This window comes from Pseudomonas sp. URMO17WK12:I12 (assembly GCF_000514395.1).
Lineage (GTDB): Bacteria > Pseudomonadota > Gammaproteobacteria > Pseudomonadales > Pseudomonadaceae > Aquipseudomonas > Aquipseudomonas mucoides.
The window spans coordinates 25,447-45,452 of the sequence record NZ_AZVV01000020.1 but is presented as its reverse complement, the minus strand read 5'-3'; the positions used below and the strand labels follow the sequence as shown (position 1 = coordinate 45,452).

General features: G+C 59.6%; 16 protein-coding genes and 1 pseudogene. 9 read left to right on the top strand and 8 right to left on the bottom strand.

Annotated features, from left to right (window positions below; translation table 11 throughout):
• Positions 1-184: 184 nt before the first annotated feature.
• The 4 genes from hrpA to D882_RS0125380 all read left to right on the top strand — a co-directional run bounded on the left by hrpA (position 185) and on the right by D882_RS0125380 (position 6,536).
• Positions 185-4,096, top strand: a complete 3,912-nt coding sequence (gene hrpA, locus D882_RS0125395; RefSeq protein ID WP_027925841.1) for an ATP-dependent RNA helicase HrpA — start codon at positions 185-187, stop codon at positions 4,094-4,096.
• A 331-nt stretch (positions 4,097-4,427) separates the two neighbouring features.
• Positions 4,428-5,549 carry a beta-ketoacyl-ACP synthase III gene (locus D882_RS0125390; RefSeq protein WP_027925840.1) on the top strand — a complete coding sequence of 374 codons (1,122 nt, stop codon included), beginning with the start codon at positions 4,428-4,430 and terminating at the stop codon, positions 5,547-5,549.
• 142 nt (positions 5,550-5,691) lie between these two features.
• Positions 5,692-6,306, top strand: a complete 615-nt coding sequence (locus D882_RS0125385) for an RNA polymerase sigma factor (RefSeq protein ID WP_027925839.1) — start codon at positions 5,692-5,694, stop codon at positions 6,304-6,306.
• Positions 6,300-6,536 carry an anti-sigma factor gene (locus D882_RS0125380; RefSeq protein WP_027925838.1) on the top strand — a complete coding sequence of 79 codons (237 nt, stop codon included), beginning with the start codon at positions 6,300-6,302 and terminating at the stop codon, positions 6,534-6,536. Before D882_RS0125385 ends, D882_RS0125380 begins: the two co-directional genes overlap by 7 nt.
• Positions 6,537-6,670: 134 nt before the next feature.
• On the opposite strand, the gene D882_RS0125375 is transcribed toward D882_RS0125380, so the two are convergent.
• Positions 6,671-8,002, bottom strand: a complete 1,332-nt coding sequence (locus tag D882_RS0125375; RefSeq protein WP_027925837.1) for a putative porin — start codon at positions 8,000-8,002, stop codon at positions 6,671-6,673.
• 282 nt (positions 8,003-8,284) lie between these two features.
• On the opposite strand from D882_RS0125375, the gene D882_RS0125370 reads away from it, so the two are divergent.
• A complete protein-coding gene (locus tag D882_RS0125370; protein ID WP_027925836.1) occupies positions 8,285-9,409 on the top strand; it encodes a GNAT family N-acetyltransferase in 1,125 nt (374 codons plus the stop codon).
• Positions 9,410-9,424: 15 nt separating this feature from the next.
• Here D882_RS0125370 and aqpZ read toward each other — a convergent pair whose 3' ends face one another.
• From aqpZ to D882_RS0125345, 5 genes and pseudogenes are all read right to left on the bottom strand, one after another.
• Entirely contained in the window at positions 9,425-10,123 is a 699-nt protein-coding gene (gene aqpZ, locus D882_RS0125365; protein ID WP_027925835.1) for an aquaporin Z, read from the bottom strand.
• A 288-nt stretch (positions 10,124-10,411) separates the two neighbouring features.
• Positions 10,412-12,244, bottom strand: coding sequence for an ABC transporter ATP-binding protein (locus tag D882_RS0125360; RefSeq protein ID WP_027925834.1), 1,833 nt, complete (start codon positions 12,242-12,244; stop codon positions 10,412-10,414).
• An 85-nt stretch (positions 12,245-12,329) separates the two neighbouring features.
• On the bottom strand, positions 12,330-12,887 hold the full coding sequence (locus D882_RS0125355) for a peptidylprolyl isomerase (RefSeq protein WP_027925833.1): 558 nt from the start codon (positions 12,885-12,887) through the stop codon (positions 12,330-12,332).
• A gap of 3 nt (positions 12,888-12,890) precedes the next feature.
• Positions 12,891-13,696: pseudogene (locus tag D882_RS0125350) on the bottom strand (alpha/beta fold hydrolase).
• A gap of 14 nt (positions 13,697-13,710) precedes the next feature.
• A complete protein-coding gene (locus tag D882_RS0125345; protein ID WP_027925831.1) occupies positions 13,711-14,634 on the bottom strand; it encodes a LysR family transcriptional regulator in 924 nt (307 codons plus the stop codon).
• 49 nt (positions 14,635-14,683) lie between these two features.
• Here D882_RS0125345 and D882_RS0125340 point away from each other — a divergent pair, with 49 nt between their 5' ends.
• From D882_RS0125340 to D882_RS0125330, 3 genes are all read left to right on the top strand, one after another.
• On the top strand, positions 14,684-14,998 hold the full coding sequence (locus D882_RS0125340; RefSeq protein ID WP_027925830.1) for a hypothetical protein: 315 nt from the start codon (positions 14,684-14,686) through the stop codon (positions 14,996-14,998).
• 167 nt (positions 14,999-15,165) lie between these two features.
• On the top strand, positions 15,166-15,765 hold the full coding sequence (locus D882_RS0125335) for an FMN-dependent NADH-azoreductase (RefSeq protein ID WP_027925829.1): 600 nt from the start codon (positions 15,166-15,168) through the stop codon (positions 15,763-15,765).
• A gap of 248 nt (positions 15,766-16,013) precedes the next feature.
• On the top strand, positions 16,014-16,880 hold the full coding sequence (locus D882_RS0125330; RefSeq protein ID WP_027925828.1) for a carboxylate/amino acid/amine transporter: 867 nt from the start codon (positions 16,014-16,016) through the stop codon (positions 16,878-16,880).
• A gap of 18 nt (positions 16,881-16,898) precedes the next feature.
• Here D882_RS0125330 and D882_RS0125325 read toward each other — a convergent pair whose 3' ends face one another.
• A complete protein-coding gene (locus D882_RS0125325) occupies positions 16,899-17,786 on the bottom strand; it encodes a LysR family transcriptional regulator (RefSeq protein ID WP_027925827.1) in 888 nt (295 codons plus the stop codon).
• Between the two features lie 158 nt (positions 17,787-17,944).
• Here D882_RS0125325 and D882_RS0125320 point away from each other — a divergent pair, with 158 nt between their 5' ends.
• Positions 17,945-18,589 carry a hydrolase gene (locus D882_RS0125320; RefSeq protein WP_027925826.1) on the top strand — a complete coding sequence of 215 codons (645 nt, stop codon included), beginning with the start codon at positions 17,945-17,947 and terminating at the stop codon, positions 18,587-18,589.
• A 73-nt stretch (positions 18,590-18,662) separates the two neighbouring features.
• Here D882_RS0125320 and D882_RS0125315 read toward each other — a convergent pair whose 3' ends face one another.
• Entirely contained in the window at positions 18,663-19,961 is a 1,299-nt protein-coding gene (locus tag D882_RS0125315; protein WP_027925825.1) for a mechanosensitive ion channel family protein, read from the bottom strand.
• Between the last annotated feature and the right edge of the window lie 45 nt (positions 19,962-20,006).

The window sequence follows — 20,006 nt, the reverse complement described above, 5'->3', positions numbered from 1 at the left end:
CGAAGCGACCCAAAAACCATCCACCGCGCAGCTTCAGACAAATCTCGATGACCGGATTACGACTGCCGCGCGGCCGAGCGGGAGCAAGCTCCCTCACCACAAAGGCAGGTTGAATTCGTCGCCGAGCCCCCAAATCTGCGACAATCCGGCCCCTGCGCCACTAGACGACTGAATTGCGTACCCGATGACCGACGAATCGCCCTCCATCGACAAACTGCTGAAAAACCTCGATCACGCCATGCTCGCCGACCGCCACCGGCTGCGGCGGCAGTTGCTTGAGCTGCGCAAGAAACCTGACGAGGCCAAGCTGGCCCTGTGGGTGACGCGCATGCAGGCGTCCTGTGATCAGGTGTTGGCGCGGCGCGCCAGCCTGCCGGTGATTCGTTACGACGACAGCCTGCCGATCGCCGCCAAGCGCGACGAAATCAAAGCCGCGCTGCTCAAGCATCAGGTGCTGATCATCGCTGGCGAAACCGGTTCGGGTAAAACCACCCAGTTGCCGAAAATCTGCCTGGAAATCGGGCGCGGCCAGCATGGCCTGATCGGCCACACCCAGCCGCGTCGAATTGCAGCGCGCAGCGTGGCGAGTCGGGTGGCTGAAGAACTGGCGACGCCATTGGGCGCGCTGGTCGGCTATCAGGTGCGGTTCGAGGACCAGAGCGATTCCAACACCCTGATCAAACTGATGACCGACGGCATCCTGCTCGCGGAAACCCAGAACGACCGCTACCTCGAACGCTACGACACGATCATCGTCGACGAAGCCCACGAACGTAGCCTCAACATCGACTTCCTGCTCGGTTACCTGAAAACCCTGCTGCCGCGTCGTCCGGACCTGAAAGTCATCATCACCTCGGCCACCATCGACCTGGAGCGCTTCTCCAAGCATTTCGACGATGCGCCGATTGTCGAAGTCTCCGGCCGCACCTTCCCGGTGGACACCTGGTATCGCCCGCTGACCCTGGAGCAAGACGAAGAGGGCAACCGCGTCGAGGATGACTTGACCGTCGATCAGGCGATCCTCGCCACCCTCGATGAAATCGCCGCGTTCGAACGCAGCGAGCGCAAGAGCCCCGGCGATGTGCTGGTGTTCCTGCCCGGCGAGCGCGAGATTCGTGACGCGGCCGACATGCTGCGCAAGGCCCAGCTCAAACACACCGAAATCCTGCCGTTGTATGCGCGTCTGTCGCCAGCCGAGCAGCAGCGGATTTTCCAGTCGCACCCAGGCCGTCGCGTGGTACTGGCAACCAACGTCGCGGAAACCTCGCTGACCGTGCCGGGCATTCGTTACGTGATCGACAGCGGCACTGCGCGCATCAGCCGTTACAGCTACCGCGCCAAGGTCCAGCGCCTGCCCATCGAGGCGATTTCCCAGGCCAGCGCCAACCAGCGTAAAGGTCGCTGTGGTCGGGTCGAGCCCGGCATCTGCATCCGCCTCTACGGCGAAGACGATTTCATGGGCCGCCCGGAATTTACCGACCCGGAGATCCTGCGCACCAACCTCGCCGCCGTGATCCTGCAGATGTTGCACCTGCGCCTTGGCGAGATCACCGACTTCCCGTTTATCGAACCGCCGGACGGCAAGGCGATCAGCGACGGTTTCAACCTGCTGCAAGAACTCTCGGCGGTGGACCGCAACAGCCAACTGACCCCGCTGGGGCGCAATCTGGCGCGTTTGCCGGTGGACCCGCGCATGGGCCGCATGCTGCTGGAAGCGGCGAAACTCGGCAGCTTGCAGGAAGTGCTGATCGTCGCCAGCGCCATGTCGATTCAAGACCCGCGCGAGCGACCGCCGGAGCGTCAGCAAGCGGCGGATCAGGCCCACGCACAATGGAAAGACGTGGACTCGGACTTCGCCGGGCTGGTCAATCTGTGGCGCGGCTTTGAAGAGCAGCGTCAGGCGCTGACGGCCAGTCCGTTGCGCAATTGGTGTCGCAAGAATTTCCTCAATTACCTGCGTCTGCGCGAATGGCGCGACTCGCACCGCCAGTTGAGCCTGATCTGCCGCGACATGCAGTTGAGCCTCAACAAAGAACCGGCGGATTACCCGAAACTGCACAAAGCCGTGCTCTCGGGCCTGCTCAGTCAGATCGGCCAGAAAACCGATGAAGGCGATTACCTCGGGGCCCGTCAGCGACGTTTCTGGATTCACCCGTCATCCGGTTTGGGTAAAAAACGTCCGCAATGGCTGATGACTGCCGAGCTGGTGGAAACCACCAAGCTCTATGCGCGCATGGTCGCCAAGATCGACGCCGACTGGATCGAGCCACTGGCCGGGCACCTGATCAAGAAAAACCACTTCGAACCGCATTGGGAGAAGAAGCGCGGTCAGGTCGTGGCCTTCGAGCAGATCACGTTGTTCGGGTTGATCGTGGTCGGCCGGCGGCCGGTGCATTACGGGCCGATTGATCCGGTGGTGTCCCGTGAGTTTTTCATTCGCGAAGGCCTGGTGCGCGGCGAAATTCAGTCCAAGGCCAAGTGCCTGACAGCCAATGCGCAACTGCTGGAACAACTCGACGAACTGGAAGCCAAGGCCCGTCGCCGCGACATTCTCGCGGACGAGGAAACCCTGTTCGCCTTTTACGATGCGCGATTGCCCGCGGAGATTCACCAGACTGCGACGTTCGACAGCTGGTATCGGGTCAACAGTCAGAAAGACCCACAGCTGTTGATCATGCGCGAAGAAGACGTGCTGGCCCGCGAGGCCAGCGAAGTCACCGCCCTGCATTACCCGGACACCTTGCACATCGGCGATCTGGAACTGGCGCTGAGTTACCACTTCGAGCCTAACCATCCCCGTGATGGCGTGACCCTGCGCGTACCGGCGCCATTGCTGCCGATGCTGCCACCGGAGCGCCTGGAGTGGCTGGTGCCGGGTGTGATCGAAGCCAAATGCATCGCGCTCGTGCGCAACCTGCCCAAGGCGTTGCGCAAGAATTTCGTGCCGGTGCCGGACTTCGTCAAAGCCGCGTTGCAGCGCATGACCTTCGCCGAGGGTTCATTGCCGCTGGCGCTGGGCCGCGAATTGCTGCGCATGACCGGTGCGCGGGTCAGCGATGAGGCGTGGGCCGAAGCGTCGCAGCAGGTCGACAGCCATTTGCGGATGAACCTGGAAATCGTCGACGGCCAGGGCAAGTTCCTGGGCGAAGGGCGTGATCTGGCGGAACTGACCGCGCGTTTTGCCGAAGCCAGTCAGGCCGCCTTGGCGGTACCGCAAACCGCGAAAAGCCAGCAGCCGGTAGAAGCCAAGGTCTTTGCCGCGGTTGCCGAGAAAACCCAGCAGAAGATCGCCGGGCTGTCGATGACGGTCTATCCGGCGCTGGTGGAAGAGGGCGGTATGGTCAAGGAAGGGCGTTTCTCGACACCGGCCGAAGCCGAGTTCCAGCATCGCCGAGCATTGCAGCGTTTGCTGATGCAGCAACTGGCGGAGCCGGCGAAATTCCTGCGCGGCAAACTGCCGGGGCTGACCGAGCTGGGCCTGATGTATCGCGACATGGGGCGTGTCGACAGTCTGGTGGAAGACATTCTGCTGGCCAGTCTCGACAGCTGCATTCTCGACGGTGAAGACCCGTTGCCGCGCGATGGTGCCAGGCTGGCGGCGTTGGCCGAGCGCAAACGTGGCGGCTGGACCGAACACGCCGAGCGTCTGGCGAAGCTGACCCTGGACATCCTCAAGCTGTGGCATGGCCTGCAAAAACGCTTCAAGGGCAAGATCGACCTGGCGCAAGCCGTGGCCCTGAACGACATCAAGCAGCAGCTCAGTCATCTGGTGTATCCCGGTTTCGTGCGTGAAACACCGATGGTGTGGCTCAAGGAACTGCCGCGTTACTTGAAAGCGGTCGAGCAGCGTTTCGAGAAAATCGGCGCTCAGGTGCAACGGGATCGGGTGTGGAGCGGCGAATTGTCCGGCCTCTGGACCCAATACCAGACCCGCGCCGGCAAACATGCCCAGGAAGGCAAGCGCGATCCGCAGCTGGAGCTGTACCGCTGGTGGCTGGAGGAATACCGGGTTTCGCTGTTCGCCCAACAATTGGGGACCAAGGTGCCGATCTCCGATAAACGCCTGAATAAACAGTGGACTCAGGTCGAACCCTGAAACCGGGGCTCGCCACAAAACCTGTGGGAGCGAGCTTGCTCGCGATGACGGACTGTCAGACAACATTGATATTGAATGTACTGGCCTCATCGCGAGCAAGCTCGCTCCCACATTTTAGGTACGCCGTTACTCGCGCAAAAGGCGCCAAAATCTAACGTTTATGGCAAACTTCGCGCCTATAAACGCCGGCCCCGCGGTTTTGAGCCCTTCAAGGTTCGGGCGGAACGGAATAAAGCGATGCCTGGTTGGCTTCCCGTGACGGGAACAGACCCTTTGTGTGTTGGTACGTCGGTGCCAATGCTTTCTGCCTGAACAGATTAGAGAAACGACCATGCATAACGTCGTCATCAGCGGCACCGGCCTGTACACCCCGGCCAACAGCATCTCCAACGAAGAGCTGGTGCAGTCTTTCAACGCCTACGTCGCGCAATTCAATGCCGACAACGCCGAGGCCATTGCCCGTGGCGAGGTCGAAGCGTTGACCGAGTCCAGCGCTGCGTTTATCGAAAAAGCCTCCGGCATCAAAAGCCGCTTTGTCATGGACAAGGACGGTATTCTCGATCCGCAACGCATGGCACCACGCCTGCCGGAGCGTTCGAACGACGAATGGTCGGTGCTCTGCCAAATGGCCATTGGCGCGGCCGAACAAGCCTTGCAGCGCGCCGGCAAGACCGCCGCTGACATCGACGGCGTGATCGTCGCCTGCTCCAACCTGCAACGCGCCTACCCGGCCATCGCCATCGAAGTCCAGGAAGCGCTGGGCATCCAGGGCTTCGGTTTCGACATGAACGTTGCCTGCTCTTCGGCAACCTTCGGTATTCAGGCCGCCACTAACAGCGTGCAACTGGGCCAGGCCCGGGCCATCCTGATGGTCAACCCGGAAGTCTGCACCGGTCACCTGAACTTCCGCGACCGCGACAGCCACTTCATCTTCGGTGACGCGGCCACGGCCGTGATCATCGAACGTGCGGATCTGGCGACGTCCCAGTACCAGTTCGACATCGTCAGCACCAAGCTGCTGACCAAGTTCTCCAACAACATCCGCAACAACTTCGGCTTCCTCAACCGCGCCGCGGAAGAGGGCATCGGTGCCAAGGACAAACTGTTCGTGCAGGAAGGCCGCAAGGTGTTCCGCGACGTCTGCCCGATGGTCGCCGAGCTGATCGCCACGCACCTGGATGAGAACAAGCTCAACATCGGTGACGTGAAGCGCTTCTGGCTGCACCAGGCCAACCTCAGCATGAACCACTTGATCGTCAAGAAACTGCTGGGTCGCGAGGCCACCGAAGAAGAAGCCCCGGTGATTCTCGACACCTACGCCAACACCAGCTCTGCCGGTTCGGTGATTGCGTTTCACAAGAACCAGGATGATCTGGCTGCCGGTTCGCTGGCCGTGCTCAGTTCGTTTGGCGCCGGTTATTCGATTGGCAGCGTGATTCTGCGCAAGCGTTGATCCGAACTTTTTCCGTTGGATAGTAGGAAGTTTCCTACAGTCGAAATAGTCAGGACACTGTAGTTTTCGGAAATGACGGCAGGACTGCGCAACGGGCGAAGTCTTGCCGTCGTCATTTTCGACGTCAGAACAAGGGGATTGATTGATGGCGGCTGACGATTCGCAACTGCTTGCGCGATTACTGGCCGGCGAGCAAAAGGCTTTCAAGGAATTAGTCAGCACTTACCAGAGCGCCATGCGCGCGGTGGCCTATGCGATTGTGGGCAGCCGGCATGCCGACGAAATCGTCCAGGATGCGTGGCTGTCGGTGGTGCGTAACCTGAGCAAGTTCGAGGCGCGTTCGAGCCTCAAGACCTGGTTGCTGACCATCACCGCGAATGCGGCAAAGGGTCGATACAAACAAAACCGTCGTGAAGTGCTCCTCGATGACCTGCCGTCACCCCATGGCACCATCGATGATGATCGTTTCTCGCCCGGTGATGGTCATTGGCTGGTGGCGCCGTTTGCCTGGCACCAGGACACCCCGGAAGCGCTGCTGACCGAAAACGAGCTGCGCGAATGCCTGGAACACACGCTGCTCAGCCTGTCGGAACTGCAAAGCAGTGTGTTATTACTTCGCGAGCGTCAGGGGCTGGAGCTGGAAGAAATCTGTAATCTTCTGGAAATCTCGCTCTCCAATGTTCGTGTGCTGCTGCATCGGGCACGGTTGAAGGTCTTTGCGACCGTAGAACATTTTGAGGAAACCGGCGAATGCTGACCTGTAAGGAACAAGTGGCACGTTCCAGCGACTATCTTGACGGGCAGTTGAGTTTTCGTGAGCGGCTGATGGTGCGTCATCACCTGATGTTCTGCCCAAATTGCCGGCGGTTCATTCGTCAGATGCGGGTGATGCAGGCGACATTGCGCGCCATGCCGGAAGAGGTCGTGCCGGACGCCGATACGTTGGCCGAACGTCTGGCTGCCGAACGTCGCAAGGACATTCCGTAGCCGAGGGGATTGTTGGCGGGGGGCAAGAAACAGGCTCGCGTGGATGAATCGAACGGATGATGGGGATCAACCCATCCACGCCAGACTGTAAAAGCAACCCGGGCTTCCTTGCCCGAGTCGTGTAACGGGGTAAATCAGAACTTTGCTTCGGCATCCAGTTGCAGGGTGTTGATGTCGGAGTCGGTCTTCTTGATGCTGGCGTTGGTGTAGTCGGAGTTAGCCATGAAGTACGTGGCGCCGAGGTTGAAGTTCTTGTCCAGTTCGTAGCTCACTTTCAACTTGCTGCCGCGCGAACCGGTGTAGCCGTTGGCGAAGTCGGAGTCGGTGAACGCGCCAACCACAGAGTTCTGTTGCACGTCGCGGTAGTTGTAGTCCACTGCGAAACCGTAGAGCTTGGTCTTGACGCCGGCCAACCAGCCAGTGTCCTGGTCGTTGCTCGCGTCTTTGTTGTTGACGTACTGGCCGTACAGCGAGAGCGGTACTGGCAGGTTGGTGAAGTCGAGCTGACCAAAACCTTCATACAGCTTGAACGTTTCGCCCGGGCTGTTGCCGTTGACGGCCAAGGCGCATGGCGCGGTGGCGGTGCCAGTGGTCGGGCAGGCGCTGTTGGAGTCATTGTCGTACGAGTAGATGCTGCCGCCCAACGTCATTTTCATGCTGTCGGTGATGGCAAAGCGCGCACCCAACTGGCCGGCATACAGGCGCAAGTCATGCTTGAACTGCACGCCTTCGCCGTCGACGTTGTCCTTGAGGGTGTAGTGACCGGCGCTGCCGAACAGTTCGGTGCTGCCGCTCAGCGGGTACTTGTAGGACGCCGACAGGCCTTCCGGGCTGATGTCGCTATCCCAGATGATGTCGCCCATGCTCACCCATTGTTGCGGCATCTTACCGCCAACGAGGTGCAGGTTCTTGATCGCGTCCGGGTGGTAGTCGACGTAACCCTGGTCCAGCCAGATCTGCTTCTTGTCGAAGTAGTTGTTCAAGTCCTGGTTGGTGGAGCGCGCGTCGTCGTTGCTGCCGGTGGCGATACGGATGCCGGTGTCGACTTGCGGGTTGATTTCGCTGTAGGCACCCAGGCGGGCACGAATGCGCTGGCGATCCTGGTCTTTGTTGTTTGGAACGCCATCGTTGTGGACGGTTTCTTCACGGAAACGAACGTCACCCTTGAATTGGGTCTTGGCGGCCCAGGCCAGTTTCTGGTCGAAGGCGCTCAGTGTGTCGGTTTTCTTCGCAGTTGCTGCGATCTGCTCGTTGGTCTCTTGCTGAGCCTGACGGGCGATTTGCTGATCTTTCTGATCCCGGGCCAGTTCGGCTTGCAGTTCGCTGTACTGGGCGTTGGTAATCGAGCCGTTAGCCTTGAGCATGTCGAGCAGTTTGGCGTCGACTGCGGCGCTGGCCGGAATGCTCATGGCCAGCAGCAGCCCGCCACACAGGACCGCCGCAGTTTTCGTGGAAGCAAGACGCATATCAATCTCCGAAGATGAGAGTGGATGGCTGAGCCATCCAGGGCACAACCGACCATTGATGGACGGAAAACAGTGGCCGGGTAATAACCAGGCGCTCTAAAAACAGGCGCCAGTATCGCGATGGTTTATGACAAAGCAGTGGCAAAGTGATGGCGTCTTGATGACGATCCAAAGGCTGTTTGAACTTTTTCATCGCAGGTCTGTCGGCGAAACGCGGGTGTGGAATGGACGGCGATAGGCGATACTCGCGAAGCTTTCACGCAAGAAGTGGAGAGGAAGTTGATGCCGCTGCAACGTTTGGAAAATCTGTCCGAAATCGCACCGCACACTTGGGATGCGCTCGTTCCCGAGTGTCAGCCTTTTCTGCGCCATGCTTTCCTCAGTGCCCTGGAGGACAGCGGCAGTGTCGGTCCGCATTCCGGCTGGCAGCCCGAGCATTTACTGCACATCGAGGGTGATCGACTGATCGCCGCGCTGCCCAGTTACCGCAAATGGCACTCCTATGGCGAGTACGTGTTCGATCACGCCTGGGCCGATGCCTGCGAGCGGGCCGGCATCGACTATTACCCCAAATTATTGACCGCCGTGCCCTTCAGTCCGGTCAGCGGCCCACGCTTGCTGGCGGCCCGTGTCGAGGACGGTTTCGAGCTACTCAACAGCCTGCCGGGCTACCTTGAGATCGAAGGACTGTCCAGCGCGCACATCAACTTCACCGACCCGTTTACCGACGCTGCGTTGAGCGAACAGCCAGGCTGGCTGCAGCGAATTGGCTGTCAGTATCACTGGCAGAATCGCGGCTATCGGGATTTCCAGGATTTCCTCGACGCCCTCAGTTCACGCAAGCGCAAGCAGATGCGCAAAGAGCGTGAGCAAGTGGCGGGGCAGGGTATTGATTTCGAATGGCTTGAAGGTCGGCAACTGGATCAGGCGCAGTGGGATTTCGTCTATGCCTGCTACGCCAACACCTACGCGGTGCGTCGGCAAAGGCCTTATTTGACGCGCGAATTTTTCAGCCTGTTGGCCGAACGAATGCCGGAATCAATTCGCGTGGTGCTGGCTAAACAGGGCTCACGGCCGGTGGCCATGGCCTTCAGCCTGGTGGGCGGCGACAGTTTTTATGGTCGTTACTGGGGCTGCCTGGCGGAGTTTGATCGCCTGCACTTCGAGACCTGTTTCTATCAGGGCATGGACTATGCGATTGCCAACGGCTTCCAGCGTTTCGACGCCGGTGCCCAGGGCGAGCACAAGTTGATTCGCGGCTTTGAACCGGTGATCACGCATTCCTGGCATTATCTGCGTCACCCGGGGCTGAAGGCGGCGGTCAAAGACTTTCTGCAGCAAGAGCGTGTCGGGGTGCTGGCCTATGCCGAAGAGGCGAGGACCGCCTTGCCTTATCGGCAAGACTGATCCTCGTCCGGGGCCTTAAGTGTCTTCTTTACCTAGCCAGCGATAGGTTACACCGCCAATCACCGCACCCAGCAGCGGTGCGACCCAGAACATCCACAGTTGTTGAATCGCCCAGCCGCCGACAATCAGGGCCGGGCCGGTGCTGCGCGCCGGGTTGACCGAGGTGTTGGTGACCGGGATCGAGATCAGGTGGATCAGGGTCAGTCCCAGACCGATGGCGATGGGCGCAAGCCCGGCCGGGGCGCGCTTGTCGGTGGCCCCGAGGATGATCAGGATGAACATCGCCGTCATCACCAGTTCACAGACAAACCCCGCCGCCATGGAATAGCCGCCCGGAGAGTGTTCGCCATAACCATTGGACGCCAGGCCCCCGGCCAGATCGAAACCGGGTTTGCCGCTGGCAATGAAGTACAGCAATGCGGCGGCAATCACCCCGCCGATTACTTGCGCAATGATGTAGGCCGGCAGTTCCTTGGCCGGGAACCGTCCGCCGACCACCAGTCCCAGCGACACTGCCGGGTTGAGATGACAACCGGAGATATGGCCAATGGCGAACGCCATGGTCAGCACCGTCAAACCAAACGCCAGGGACACCCCCAGCAATCCGATTCCCACATTCGGGAAGGCAGCGGCCAGCACCGCACTTCCACAACCCCCCAACACCAGCCAGAACGTGCCTACTAACTCTGTCGCAGAACGTTTGAATAGAGACATGAGAGCGTGCCCTTTCGAGGTTTTACTGCCTATCGCATCCAGTAGATGGACTGCAGAACCATCTCCAGAACCTTGGCTGAGTACAGCAGGGTTTTTTGAGAATTCCAGTGCCTGTAAAAAACCGCCAGAGCCCGTGGTTGAGAGGCTGTGGCGGTTTTTGGAGTGTAAAAGGTCCCTGTAGGAGTGAACCTGCTCGCGATAGCGGTAGATCAGTCAACAAAGATGTTGAATGTGAAGCCCTCATCGCGAGCAGGCTCACTCCTGCAAAGGAATAGGGGTGGTTTTGGGTTAATCGATTCCTACGAAACCGCCGGTCTGGTGCTGCCACAGCCGTGCATACAACCCGCCATGGGCCAGCAGTTCGGCGTGGGTGCCGGTTTCGGCGATCCTGCCGTTTTCCAGCACCACCAACCGGTCCATCCGGGCGATGGTTGAAAGCCGGTGGGCAATGGCAATCACGGTTTTGCCCTGCATCAGGGTTTCCAGGCTCTCCTGGATCGCCGCTTCCACTTCCGAATCGAGGGCCGATGTGGCCTCGTCCATGATCAGGATCGGCGCGTCCTTGAGCAGCACCCGCGCAATCGCGATCCGCTGACGCTGGCCACCCGAGAGCTTCACCCCGCGCTCACCGACATGCGCATCAAAACCGGTGCGGCCTTCGGCGTCGGACAGTAACGGAATGAACTCGTCGGCACGGGCCTTGTGCACCGCTTCCCAGAGTTCGGCGTCGGTGGCGTCGGGTTTGCCGTACAGCAAATTGTCGCGAATCGAGCGGTGCAGCAGCGACGTGTCCTGGGTGATCATGCCGATGCGCTCGCGCAGGCTTTCCTGGCCAACGTCGGCAATGTTCTGGCCGTCGATGAGGATTCGCCCGCCCTCCACGTCATACAGGCGCAGCAGCAAGTTGACCAAGGTTGATTTGCCGGCGCCGGACGGGCCGATCAGACCGATCTTTTCACCGGCCTTGATGTTCAGGTTGAGGTCGCCAATGATCCCGCTCTTCTTGCCGTAGTGGAAATCCACGTGCTCGAATCGCACTTCGCCGCGAGCGACAGCCAGCGGTTTGGCTTCATCGCGATCGGTCACGCTGACCGGTTGCGAGATGGTCTGCAAACCGTCCTGGACCATGCCGATGTTCTCGAAGATGCCGGTGACCACCCACATGATCCAGCCGGACATGTTGACGATGCGGATCACCAGGCCCGTGGCCAGCGCAATCGCCCCCACCGTGATCAGCGACTGCGTCCACAACCACAGGGCCAGGCCAGTGGTGGTGACGATCAGCAGGCCGTTCATGCTGGTGATGACCACGTCCATGCTGGTGACCACGCGGCCGGCCAGTTGCGCCTTCACGGTCTGTTCTTCGATGGCTTCCTTGGCGTACTGCTGTTCGAAATTGGTGTGGGCGAACAGCTTCAGCGTGGTGATGTTGGTGTAGCCGTCGACGATCCGCCCCATGAGTTTGGAGCGCGCATCGGATGACACCACCGAACGCTCTTTAACCCGTGGCACGAAGTAATAGAGCGCACCCATGTACGCGGCGATCCAGCTCAGCAACGGGATCATCAGGCGCCAGTCGGCCTCGGCAAACAGCACCAGCGAACTGATCGCGTAGATCAGCACGTGCCAGAGCGCGTCCACCGCCTGCACCGCCGAATCGCGCAACGAGTTGCCGGTCTGCATGATGCGCTGGGCGATGCGCCCGGCGAAGTCGTTCTGGAAAAAATTGAGGCTCTGTTTGAGCACGTAACTGTGGTTCTGCCAGCGGATCATGCTGGTCATGCTGGGGCTCAGGGTCTGGTGCACCAGCAAGTCGTGCAGGCCCACGAACACCGGGCGCAGGATTAGCGCCACCACCGCCATCCAGGCCAGTTCGATGCCGTGTTCCTTGAAGAAATCGACGTTGGGCGTGCCTTGGGCGAGGTCGATGATGCGGCTCAGGTAGCTGAACAGCGCCACTTCGATCAGCGCACCAAACAGGCCGACGATCAGCAGGGCGGCGAAACTCGGCCAGACCTGCTTCAGGTAATAGGTATAGAAAGGTAGAACCCGATCCGGCGGAGCCGCCGTCGGTGCATCACGAAAGACGTCGATCAATTTTTCAAAACGGCGATAAAGCATCAGTTCTCCGCCCGCGCACGGGCTCTCCTTTGAACAGTGTGAGCGGTGCCGGAGGCCGGCAACCGCTCAAGACTTCCTGTGAAGCTTAGTCGATGACCTTGGCCGACTTGATGAATACAGGATCGGCGGGCACGTCTTTCATGCCGCTTTTGGTGGTGGTCTGGGAATTGACGATGACGTCTACCACGTCCATGCCTTTCACGACTTTACCGAACACGGCATAACCATCACCGCTGTCGAGGAAATCGTTGTCCTTGACGTTGACGAAGAACTGGCTGGTGGCCGAATCCGGGTCAGAGGTACGCGCCATGGACAGGGTGCCACGGACGTTATGCAGGCCGTTTTTCGATTCGTTCTTGATCGGTGCCTTGGTTTCTTTCTGCTGCATTTGTTGAGTGAAACCGCCGCCCTGGATCATGAAGCCCTGAATCACGCGGTGGAAAATCGTGTTGTTGTAAAAGCCGCTGTTCACGTAATCGAGGAAGTTCTTGGTACTGATGGGCGCCTTGACCGGGTCCAGTTCGATTTCGATCTGGCCGTTGGTGGTGTCCAGCAAGACGTGCGGTGCCTTGGCTGGCGTGGCAGCCATCAGGTTGGCGGCAAACAGAACGGAACCGGCGACGAGGGCGATTTTTTTCAGCATGGGTCAGTGATCCTGATTGGGGTGGTATCGACTGCGGTGAGAAACTCGAGCAGTGTTTGGTTGAAGCGTTCGGGTTGGTCCAGCGGGGTGGCGTGGCGCGAATCGGCGATCACCACCAGCCGCGCATCGGGCAGCAGTTTTACATAGGTTTCCTTCAGCGCTACCGGCGTGTAATCACGGTCGGCGCTGACGATCAGGGTTGGACAGGCAACCTTCGAAAGTCGTTCCTGAACCCCCCAGCCAACGATGGCATCGAAGCTGGCGAGATAAGCATGTTTGTCGTTTTTTGCCCAGCGCTCGGCCATCTTTTGACGCAAATCAGCTTGGTCCGGATTCGGGAACAATTTGCCGCCGAGGGCCTTGCCGATGGTGCCCAGGCTGAGGACGCGCATCAGGCTCCAGCGTTTGAACCACTGCCAGTAATCGTCGCGACTGCGCAACTTGACCTCTGGCGCGCTATTGACGATGGTCAGGCTTTTGAGCAGATGCGACTGGTCCACCGCCAGTTGAAAGCCGATCATGCCGCCCATCGACAGCCCCACGTAATGCACCGGGCCGAGGTTCAGATGTTCGATCAGCGCGACCAGGTCGGCGCTGAAACCGGCAATGCTGTAACGCTCGCGGGGTTTGTCGGAGCGACCATGGCCGCGCACATCCGGGACGATCACCCGGTAGCGTGTGGACAGCGCCGGGATCTGCATTTCCCAGTCCAGCGTGCTGGACCCCAGTCCATGGACCAGGAGCAATGGCGTGCCATGGCCATATTCCTCATAGTGCAGGTTGCAACCTTCATGTTCGAAATAGGCCATGCATTCACTCCTTGTCAGGCTTGTTCAGGGGCGGCGAAAGGCGCGTCCAGCGGTGCGGTGTCGAAGGTGCGCAGCAGTTCGATGAGAATCTGCGTCGCCGGTCCCAAGGGTTTGTCCTTGTTCGAATACAGGTAAAAGCTAGGGTTGCGACTGCCGCCCTGATCCAACGGTAGCAGCTTGAGCGTGCCTTCCTTGAGTTCCCGTTCAATCATGTGCCGTGGCAGCCAGGCGAACCCCAGGCCGCTGCTGACAAACGTCGCGGCGGTGGCCAGGCTGCCGACGGTCCAGCGTTGTTCGGCGCCGAGCCAGCCGACGTCGCGCGGCTGCTGCCGACCGGAGTCACGGATCACCACTTGCATCTGGCTTTCCAGGTCCTGGAAGTTCAGCTCGCGGTTGAGGCGGTGCAGCGCATGGTCGGGATGGGCGACCGCGACGAATTCGACATCGCTCAATTCCGCGCCCAAATAGCCTGGAATGCTAAAACCGGTAATCGCCAGGTCGGCCACGCCTTCGAGCAGGACTTCCTCAACCCCCGACAGCACCTCTTCACGCAGGCGGACCCGGCAGCCACGGCTCTGCGGCATGAACGCGGTCAGGGCGCGCACGAGGCGGGCGCTCGGGTACGCCGCGTCGACCACCAGCCGCACTTCGGCTTCCCAGCCTTGTTCCATGTGATGAGCCAGGTCTTCCAGTTGGCTGGCCTGTTTCACCAGTTGCCGTGAGCGCCGCAGCAATACGCCACCGGCTTCGGTGAGCACGGCTTTGCGACCGTCGATGCGCAACAGCGGCACGCCTAGCTGGTCCTGCATGCGCGCCACGGTGTAGCTCACCGACGATTGCGAACGGTGCAGCGCTTCGGCGGCCTGGGCGAAACCGCCGTGGTCGACCACGGCCTGCAATGTTCGCCATTGATCAAGGGTCACGCGGGGCGCTTTCATGAATAGCTCCTCTTGTCCTAAGCTGGCAGCCCTTTATGGAGACTGCTGAATGAATAAATTCTGTTGTGTGCTGCTGGCGATGCTGCCGCTGACGGCGTTTGCTTATCCGATTGATGTGCAGAAAGACCTCAACGGCTTGAAAGTCGACTACGAGACCTTCGACACGGATAACGACATCGGCTCTATCCGGGTGGCTAACTACGGCGACGTCGATGTCAGCTGCAAAGCGGTGTTCATTAATGGCCCGGAAGCGCCACGCACCCGCAAGATCGATGTACCGGCGGGCAAGCATAAAAATGCCACCGCGAAGTTCACCCGCAGCATTATCAAGCTGCGTATCGAGCTGACCTGCACCCCGAAATGAATTCAATTCCTTGTAGGTGTGAGCCTGCTCGCTTCTACAAGGTATGCTCAGCTTATAAACGAATTTATTGATGGGTTATAGCAGTTATTTGCGCTTTTTCATCGATATGACTCTGTTTAACCTTCACTCCATCGCCTTACAGCATTCTCAGATGGAGCCTACATCCCATGTCACGCGTTCTGATCATCGAAAGCAGCGCCCGTCAGCAAGACTCGGTTTCCCGTCAACTGACCCAGACCTTCATCAGCCAATGGAAAGCCGCGCATCCGGCCGATCAGATCACCGTACGTGACCTGGCCGTCAATCCGGTGCCGCACCTGGACATCAACCTGCTGGGCGGATGGATGAAACCGGCCGAGCAACGCAGCGACATCGAACAGGCTTCGCTGGAACGCTCCAACCAGTTGACCGATGAGCTGCTGGCCGCCGACGTGCTGGTCATGGCCGCACCGATGTACAACTTTGCCATCCCCAGCACGCTCAAAGCCTGGCTTGACCATGTGCTGCGTGCCGGCGTGACCTTCAAGTACACCGACACCGGCCCGCAAGGCCTGCTCAGCGGCAAGCGTGCCTACGTGCTGACCGCTCGCGGCGGGATCTACGCCGGTAGCACGGCGGATCACCAGGAACCGTACCTGCGTCAGGTCATGGCGTTCATCGGCATCCACGATGTGACCTTTATTCACGCCGAAGGCATGAACCTGGGCGGCGACTTCCAGGAGAAGGGCCTGAACCAGGCGAACGCCAAGCTTGCCCAGGTCGCCTGATCTTTTAATCGCCAGATAATCACCGGATGGTCTAGTGACCTGGCGCAACCCCTTCAAGGCTTTACGCGCAACGAACCTCCCTTTGCACTTGTTGCTCCTGAGTGCTGTCGCCCGATTGAACGCTTTAGCGAGATCGGGCTTTTTTTTGCCCGCGATTTAATAAACATCCAAATCCCCTGTGGGAGCGAGCCTGTTCGCGATACCAGGCAAAACCCGTTATCGTCGCCGCCATTCAAAACGAGGCGAGCATGGGCTATCTACTTTTTGTCACGCTGATCCAGGCGTTTTCCTTCAGTTTGATCGGCGAATACCTGGCCGGTCACGTCGACAGCTATTTCGCAGTGCTGGTGCGGGTCGTGCTGGCGGGGCTGGTGTTCATCCCGCTGACGCGCTGGCGTTCGGTGGAACCGGCGTTCATGCGCGGGATGCTGTTGATCGGTGCGTTACAGTTCGGCGTGACGTACGTGTGCCTGTACCTGAGCTTCCGCGTGCTGACGGTGCCGGAAGTGTTGCTGTTCACCATCCTCACGCCATTGCACGTGACCTTGATCGAAGACGCGCTGAACCGGCGTTTCAATCCGTGGGCATTGATCGCCGCGTTGGTGGCGGTGATGGGCGCGGCGGTGATTCGCTACGACCGGATCAACCCGGATTTCTTCATGGGGTTCCTGCTACTGCAACTGGCCAACTTCACCTACGCCGCCGGGCAGGTGCTTTATAAGCATCTGGTGGCGCGCCACCCGAGCGATCTGCCGCATTACCGGCGTTTCGGCTACTTCTATCTCGGCGCATTGGCCGTGGCCTTGCCGGCATTCCTGCTGTTCGGCAAACAGAACTTCCTGCCCGAAGCGCCGCTGCAATGGGGCGTGCTGGTGTTCCTCGGGCTGGTCTCGACCGCGCTGGGATTGTATTGGTGGAACAAGGGCGCATGCATGGTGAACGGCGGAACGCTGGCGGTGATGAACAACCTGCATGTGCCTATGGGGTTGCTGATCAACCTGCTGATCTGGAATCAGCATGAGGCGTTGGGACGGTTGTTTCTCGGCGGGTCGGTGATTCTGATGGCGGTGTGGATCAGTCGGTTGGGTGTCCGCAAACCACTGACCACCACATAACCCCTGTAGGAGTGCGCATTACTTCTCGGCCAACTGCTCCACCAAAAACTCAATAAACGTCCGGGTCTTTTGCGGGACCCGACGTGCCGAAGGGTACACCGCGTTAATCGTGATCGCGGGTGCCTGCCATTCGCACATCACCGGCACCAGGCGGCCGGCCGCCAACGCATCCTCGACAATGAAATTGGGCAACAGGGCGATACCCATTCCGGCTTCGGCGGCCTGAGCGAGCAAGTCGCCATTGTTGGCATGCAAGGGCCCGGTTACGTTGACCCGTTGAGTTTCCTTGCCATTGCACAACTGCAGGCTGACGCCACTTTGCAGATACCCGTAGTTGAGGCACTGATGGGCGCGCAAGTCTTGCGGGGTCTGCGGTATGCCAACGCGCGCCAGATACGCCGGGGACGCCACCATGATGCGCGGGGCCGGCGCGAGTTGCCGGGCGATCATCGTCGAGTCGGGCATGCTTGCAATGCGGATGGTCACGTCGAAACCACCGCGCACGGGGTCCACCTGCTGATCGCTGAGCACCAGTTGCAACTCGATGTTCGGGTGCTGCTCATGAAACAGGGGTATCAGTGGCCCCAGTCGGCGCAAGCCAAAGGACATCGGCGCGTTGACCCGCAACACCCCACGCAACTCGCCAATGCCGTTACGCGCACGCTGTTCGGCCTCATCCAGCGAGGCCAGCACTTCGCGTGCTGCATCGAAGTATTCGGCGCCAGCCTCGGTCAAGTGCAGGCTGCGGGTGGTGCGCTGCAGCAGTTGCACGCCGATGGCTTCCTCCAGCGCCTGAATCTGTTTACTGACTTTTGATCGCGGCACATCCATTGCCCGTGCAGCCGCGGCGAAACCGTTCTCGCCGACCGTGACGACAAAGGCGCGCATACATTCGATGCGATCCATGATTGTCCCTATTTTAGAATCAATGATTCTCGATTTTAGGGAATTGTCCCCTTCTTTGCTAGCCCTTAAAGTGACATCCAAGCCGACGACAACGCCGCAGACGGCAACGTCGACTCACCCATTACTCACTTTGAAATCGACATCAAAAGGAACGCGTCATGTCTATTCGTGAACTGCTCAACCCAACCAACTCCGCCCTGATCCTGATCGACCATCAGCCACAAATGGCGTTTGGCGTGCAGTCGATCGACCGTCAAACGCTGAAGAACAACACGGTAGGCCTGGCCAAGGCTGCCAAGATCTTCAACGTGCCGACTATCTACACTTCGGTGGAAACCGAAAGCTTCAGCGGTTACATCTGGCCTGAATTGCTGGCGGTTCACCCGGAGCAAAAGCCGATCGAGCGCACCTCGATGAACTCCTGGGAAGACAAGGCGCTGGTTGACGCGGTGAAAGCCACCGGCCGCAAAAAACTGATCATTGCCGCGCTGTGGACCGAGGTCTGCCTGACCTTCCCGGCACTGGAAGCGTTGGCTGAAGGTTACGAGGTGTACATCGTGACGGACGCTTCCGGCGGCACCACCAAAGAGGCGCACGACATGTCGGTGCAGCGGATGATTCAGGCGGGTGCGGTGCCGGTGACCTGGCAACAAGTGTTGCTTGAGTACCAACGTGACTGGGCACACAAAGACACTTACGAAGCGGTGATGGAGTTGGTGCTGGAGCACAGCGGCGCCTATGGCATGGGCGTGGATTACGCTTACACCATGGTGCACAAGGCACCGCAGCGGCAGGTCAAGTAACCCGCCAGTCCCGGAAACGATGCGAATCCCTGTGGGAGCGAGCAAGCTCGCTCCCACATTGGTTCAGTGGTGTTTACATGATGTGTTTATCGGCGTCGGGAATGTGGCTTGCACCCAGCATCGCCGGCAGCAACCCCGCACGCATATCCCCACCGCTCGGCTGCTGATAAAGACTCAACCCGAACTCCGGCAGCACCGCCAGCAGATAGTCGAAAATGTCCCCCTGAATCCGCTCGTAATCCGCCCACGCCGTGGTGCTGGTGAAGCAGTAGATTTCCAGCGGAATACCCTGCGCGGTGGTCTGCATCTGCCGCACCATGCAGGTCATGCCGGGCTGAATCTCGGGGTGACTCTTCAGGTACGCCAACGCATACGCGCGGAAGGTCCCGATGTTGGTCATCCGCCGACGGTTGGCGGACATGGCCGCCACATTGCCTTGTGCTGCGTTCCAGGCCTTGAGTTCGGCCTGCTTGCGACCGATGTAATCGGTCAGCAGATGCACTTGCGACAACTTCTCTTCTTCGTCATCGCGGATGAAACGCACGCCGCTGGCATCGATGAACAGGCTGCGCTTGATCCGTCGACCGCCGGATTGCTGCATGCCGCGCCAGTTCTTGAACGACTCGGACATCAGGCGCCAGGTCGGGATCGAAACAATCGTCTTGTCGAAGTTCTGCACCTTCACCGTGTGCAACGTGATGTCGACCACGTCACCGTCGGCGCCGACCTGCGGCATCTCGATCCAGTCGCCTACCCGCAGCATGTCGTTGCTGGTCAGTTGCACGCTGGCCACGAACGACAGCAGCGTGTCTTTGTAGACCAGAATAATCACCGCCGACATGGCACCCAGACCCGACAGCAGCAACAGCGGCGAACGGTCGATCAGGGTGGAGACGATGACGATCGCACCCAGCACGTACAAGACCATTTTTGTCAGTTGCACGTAGCCCTTGATCGAGCGCGTGCGGGCGTGTTCGGTGCGCGCGTAGATGTCCAGCAAGGCGCTGAGCAGGGCGCTGATCGCCAGCAAGAGGAACAGAGTGGTGAACGCCAACGCCACATTGCCGAGGAAATTCAGGCTGGTCTTGCTCAGCTCCGGCACCAGGTGCAAGCCAAATTGAATCACCAGTGACGGCGTCATCTGCGCGAGGCGATGAAAGACCTTGTTGTGCCGGAAGTCGTTGATCCAGTGCAGCGCCGGTTGGCGGCCGAGTATTTTGGTCGCGTGAAGAATGAGGAAACGCGCCACTCGTCCGAGGACCAGTGCAATGACCAGCAACAACATCAGCGCCAGGCTTGAATGCAGGAGCGGGTGCTGATCGAGGGCACCCCAGAGGTCTTGGGCGTTGAGCCAGAGCTGTTTGATATCCATGGGCTAAAACGATTCTCCGGAAGGACACGATCGGGCGATTAGAGC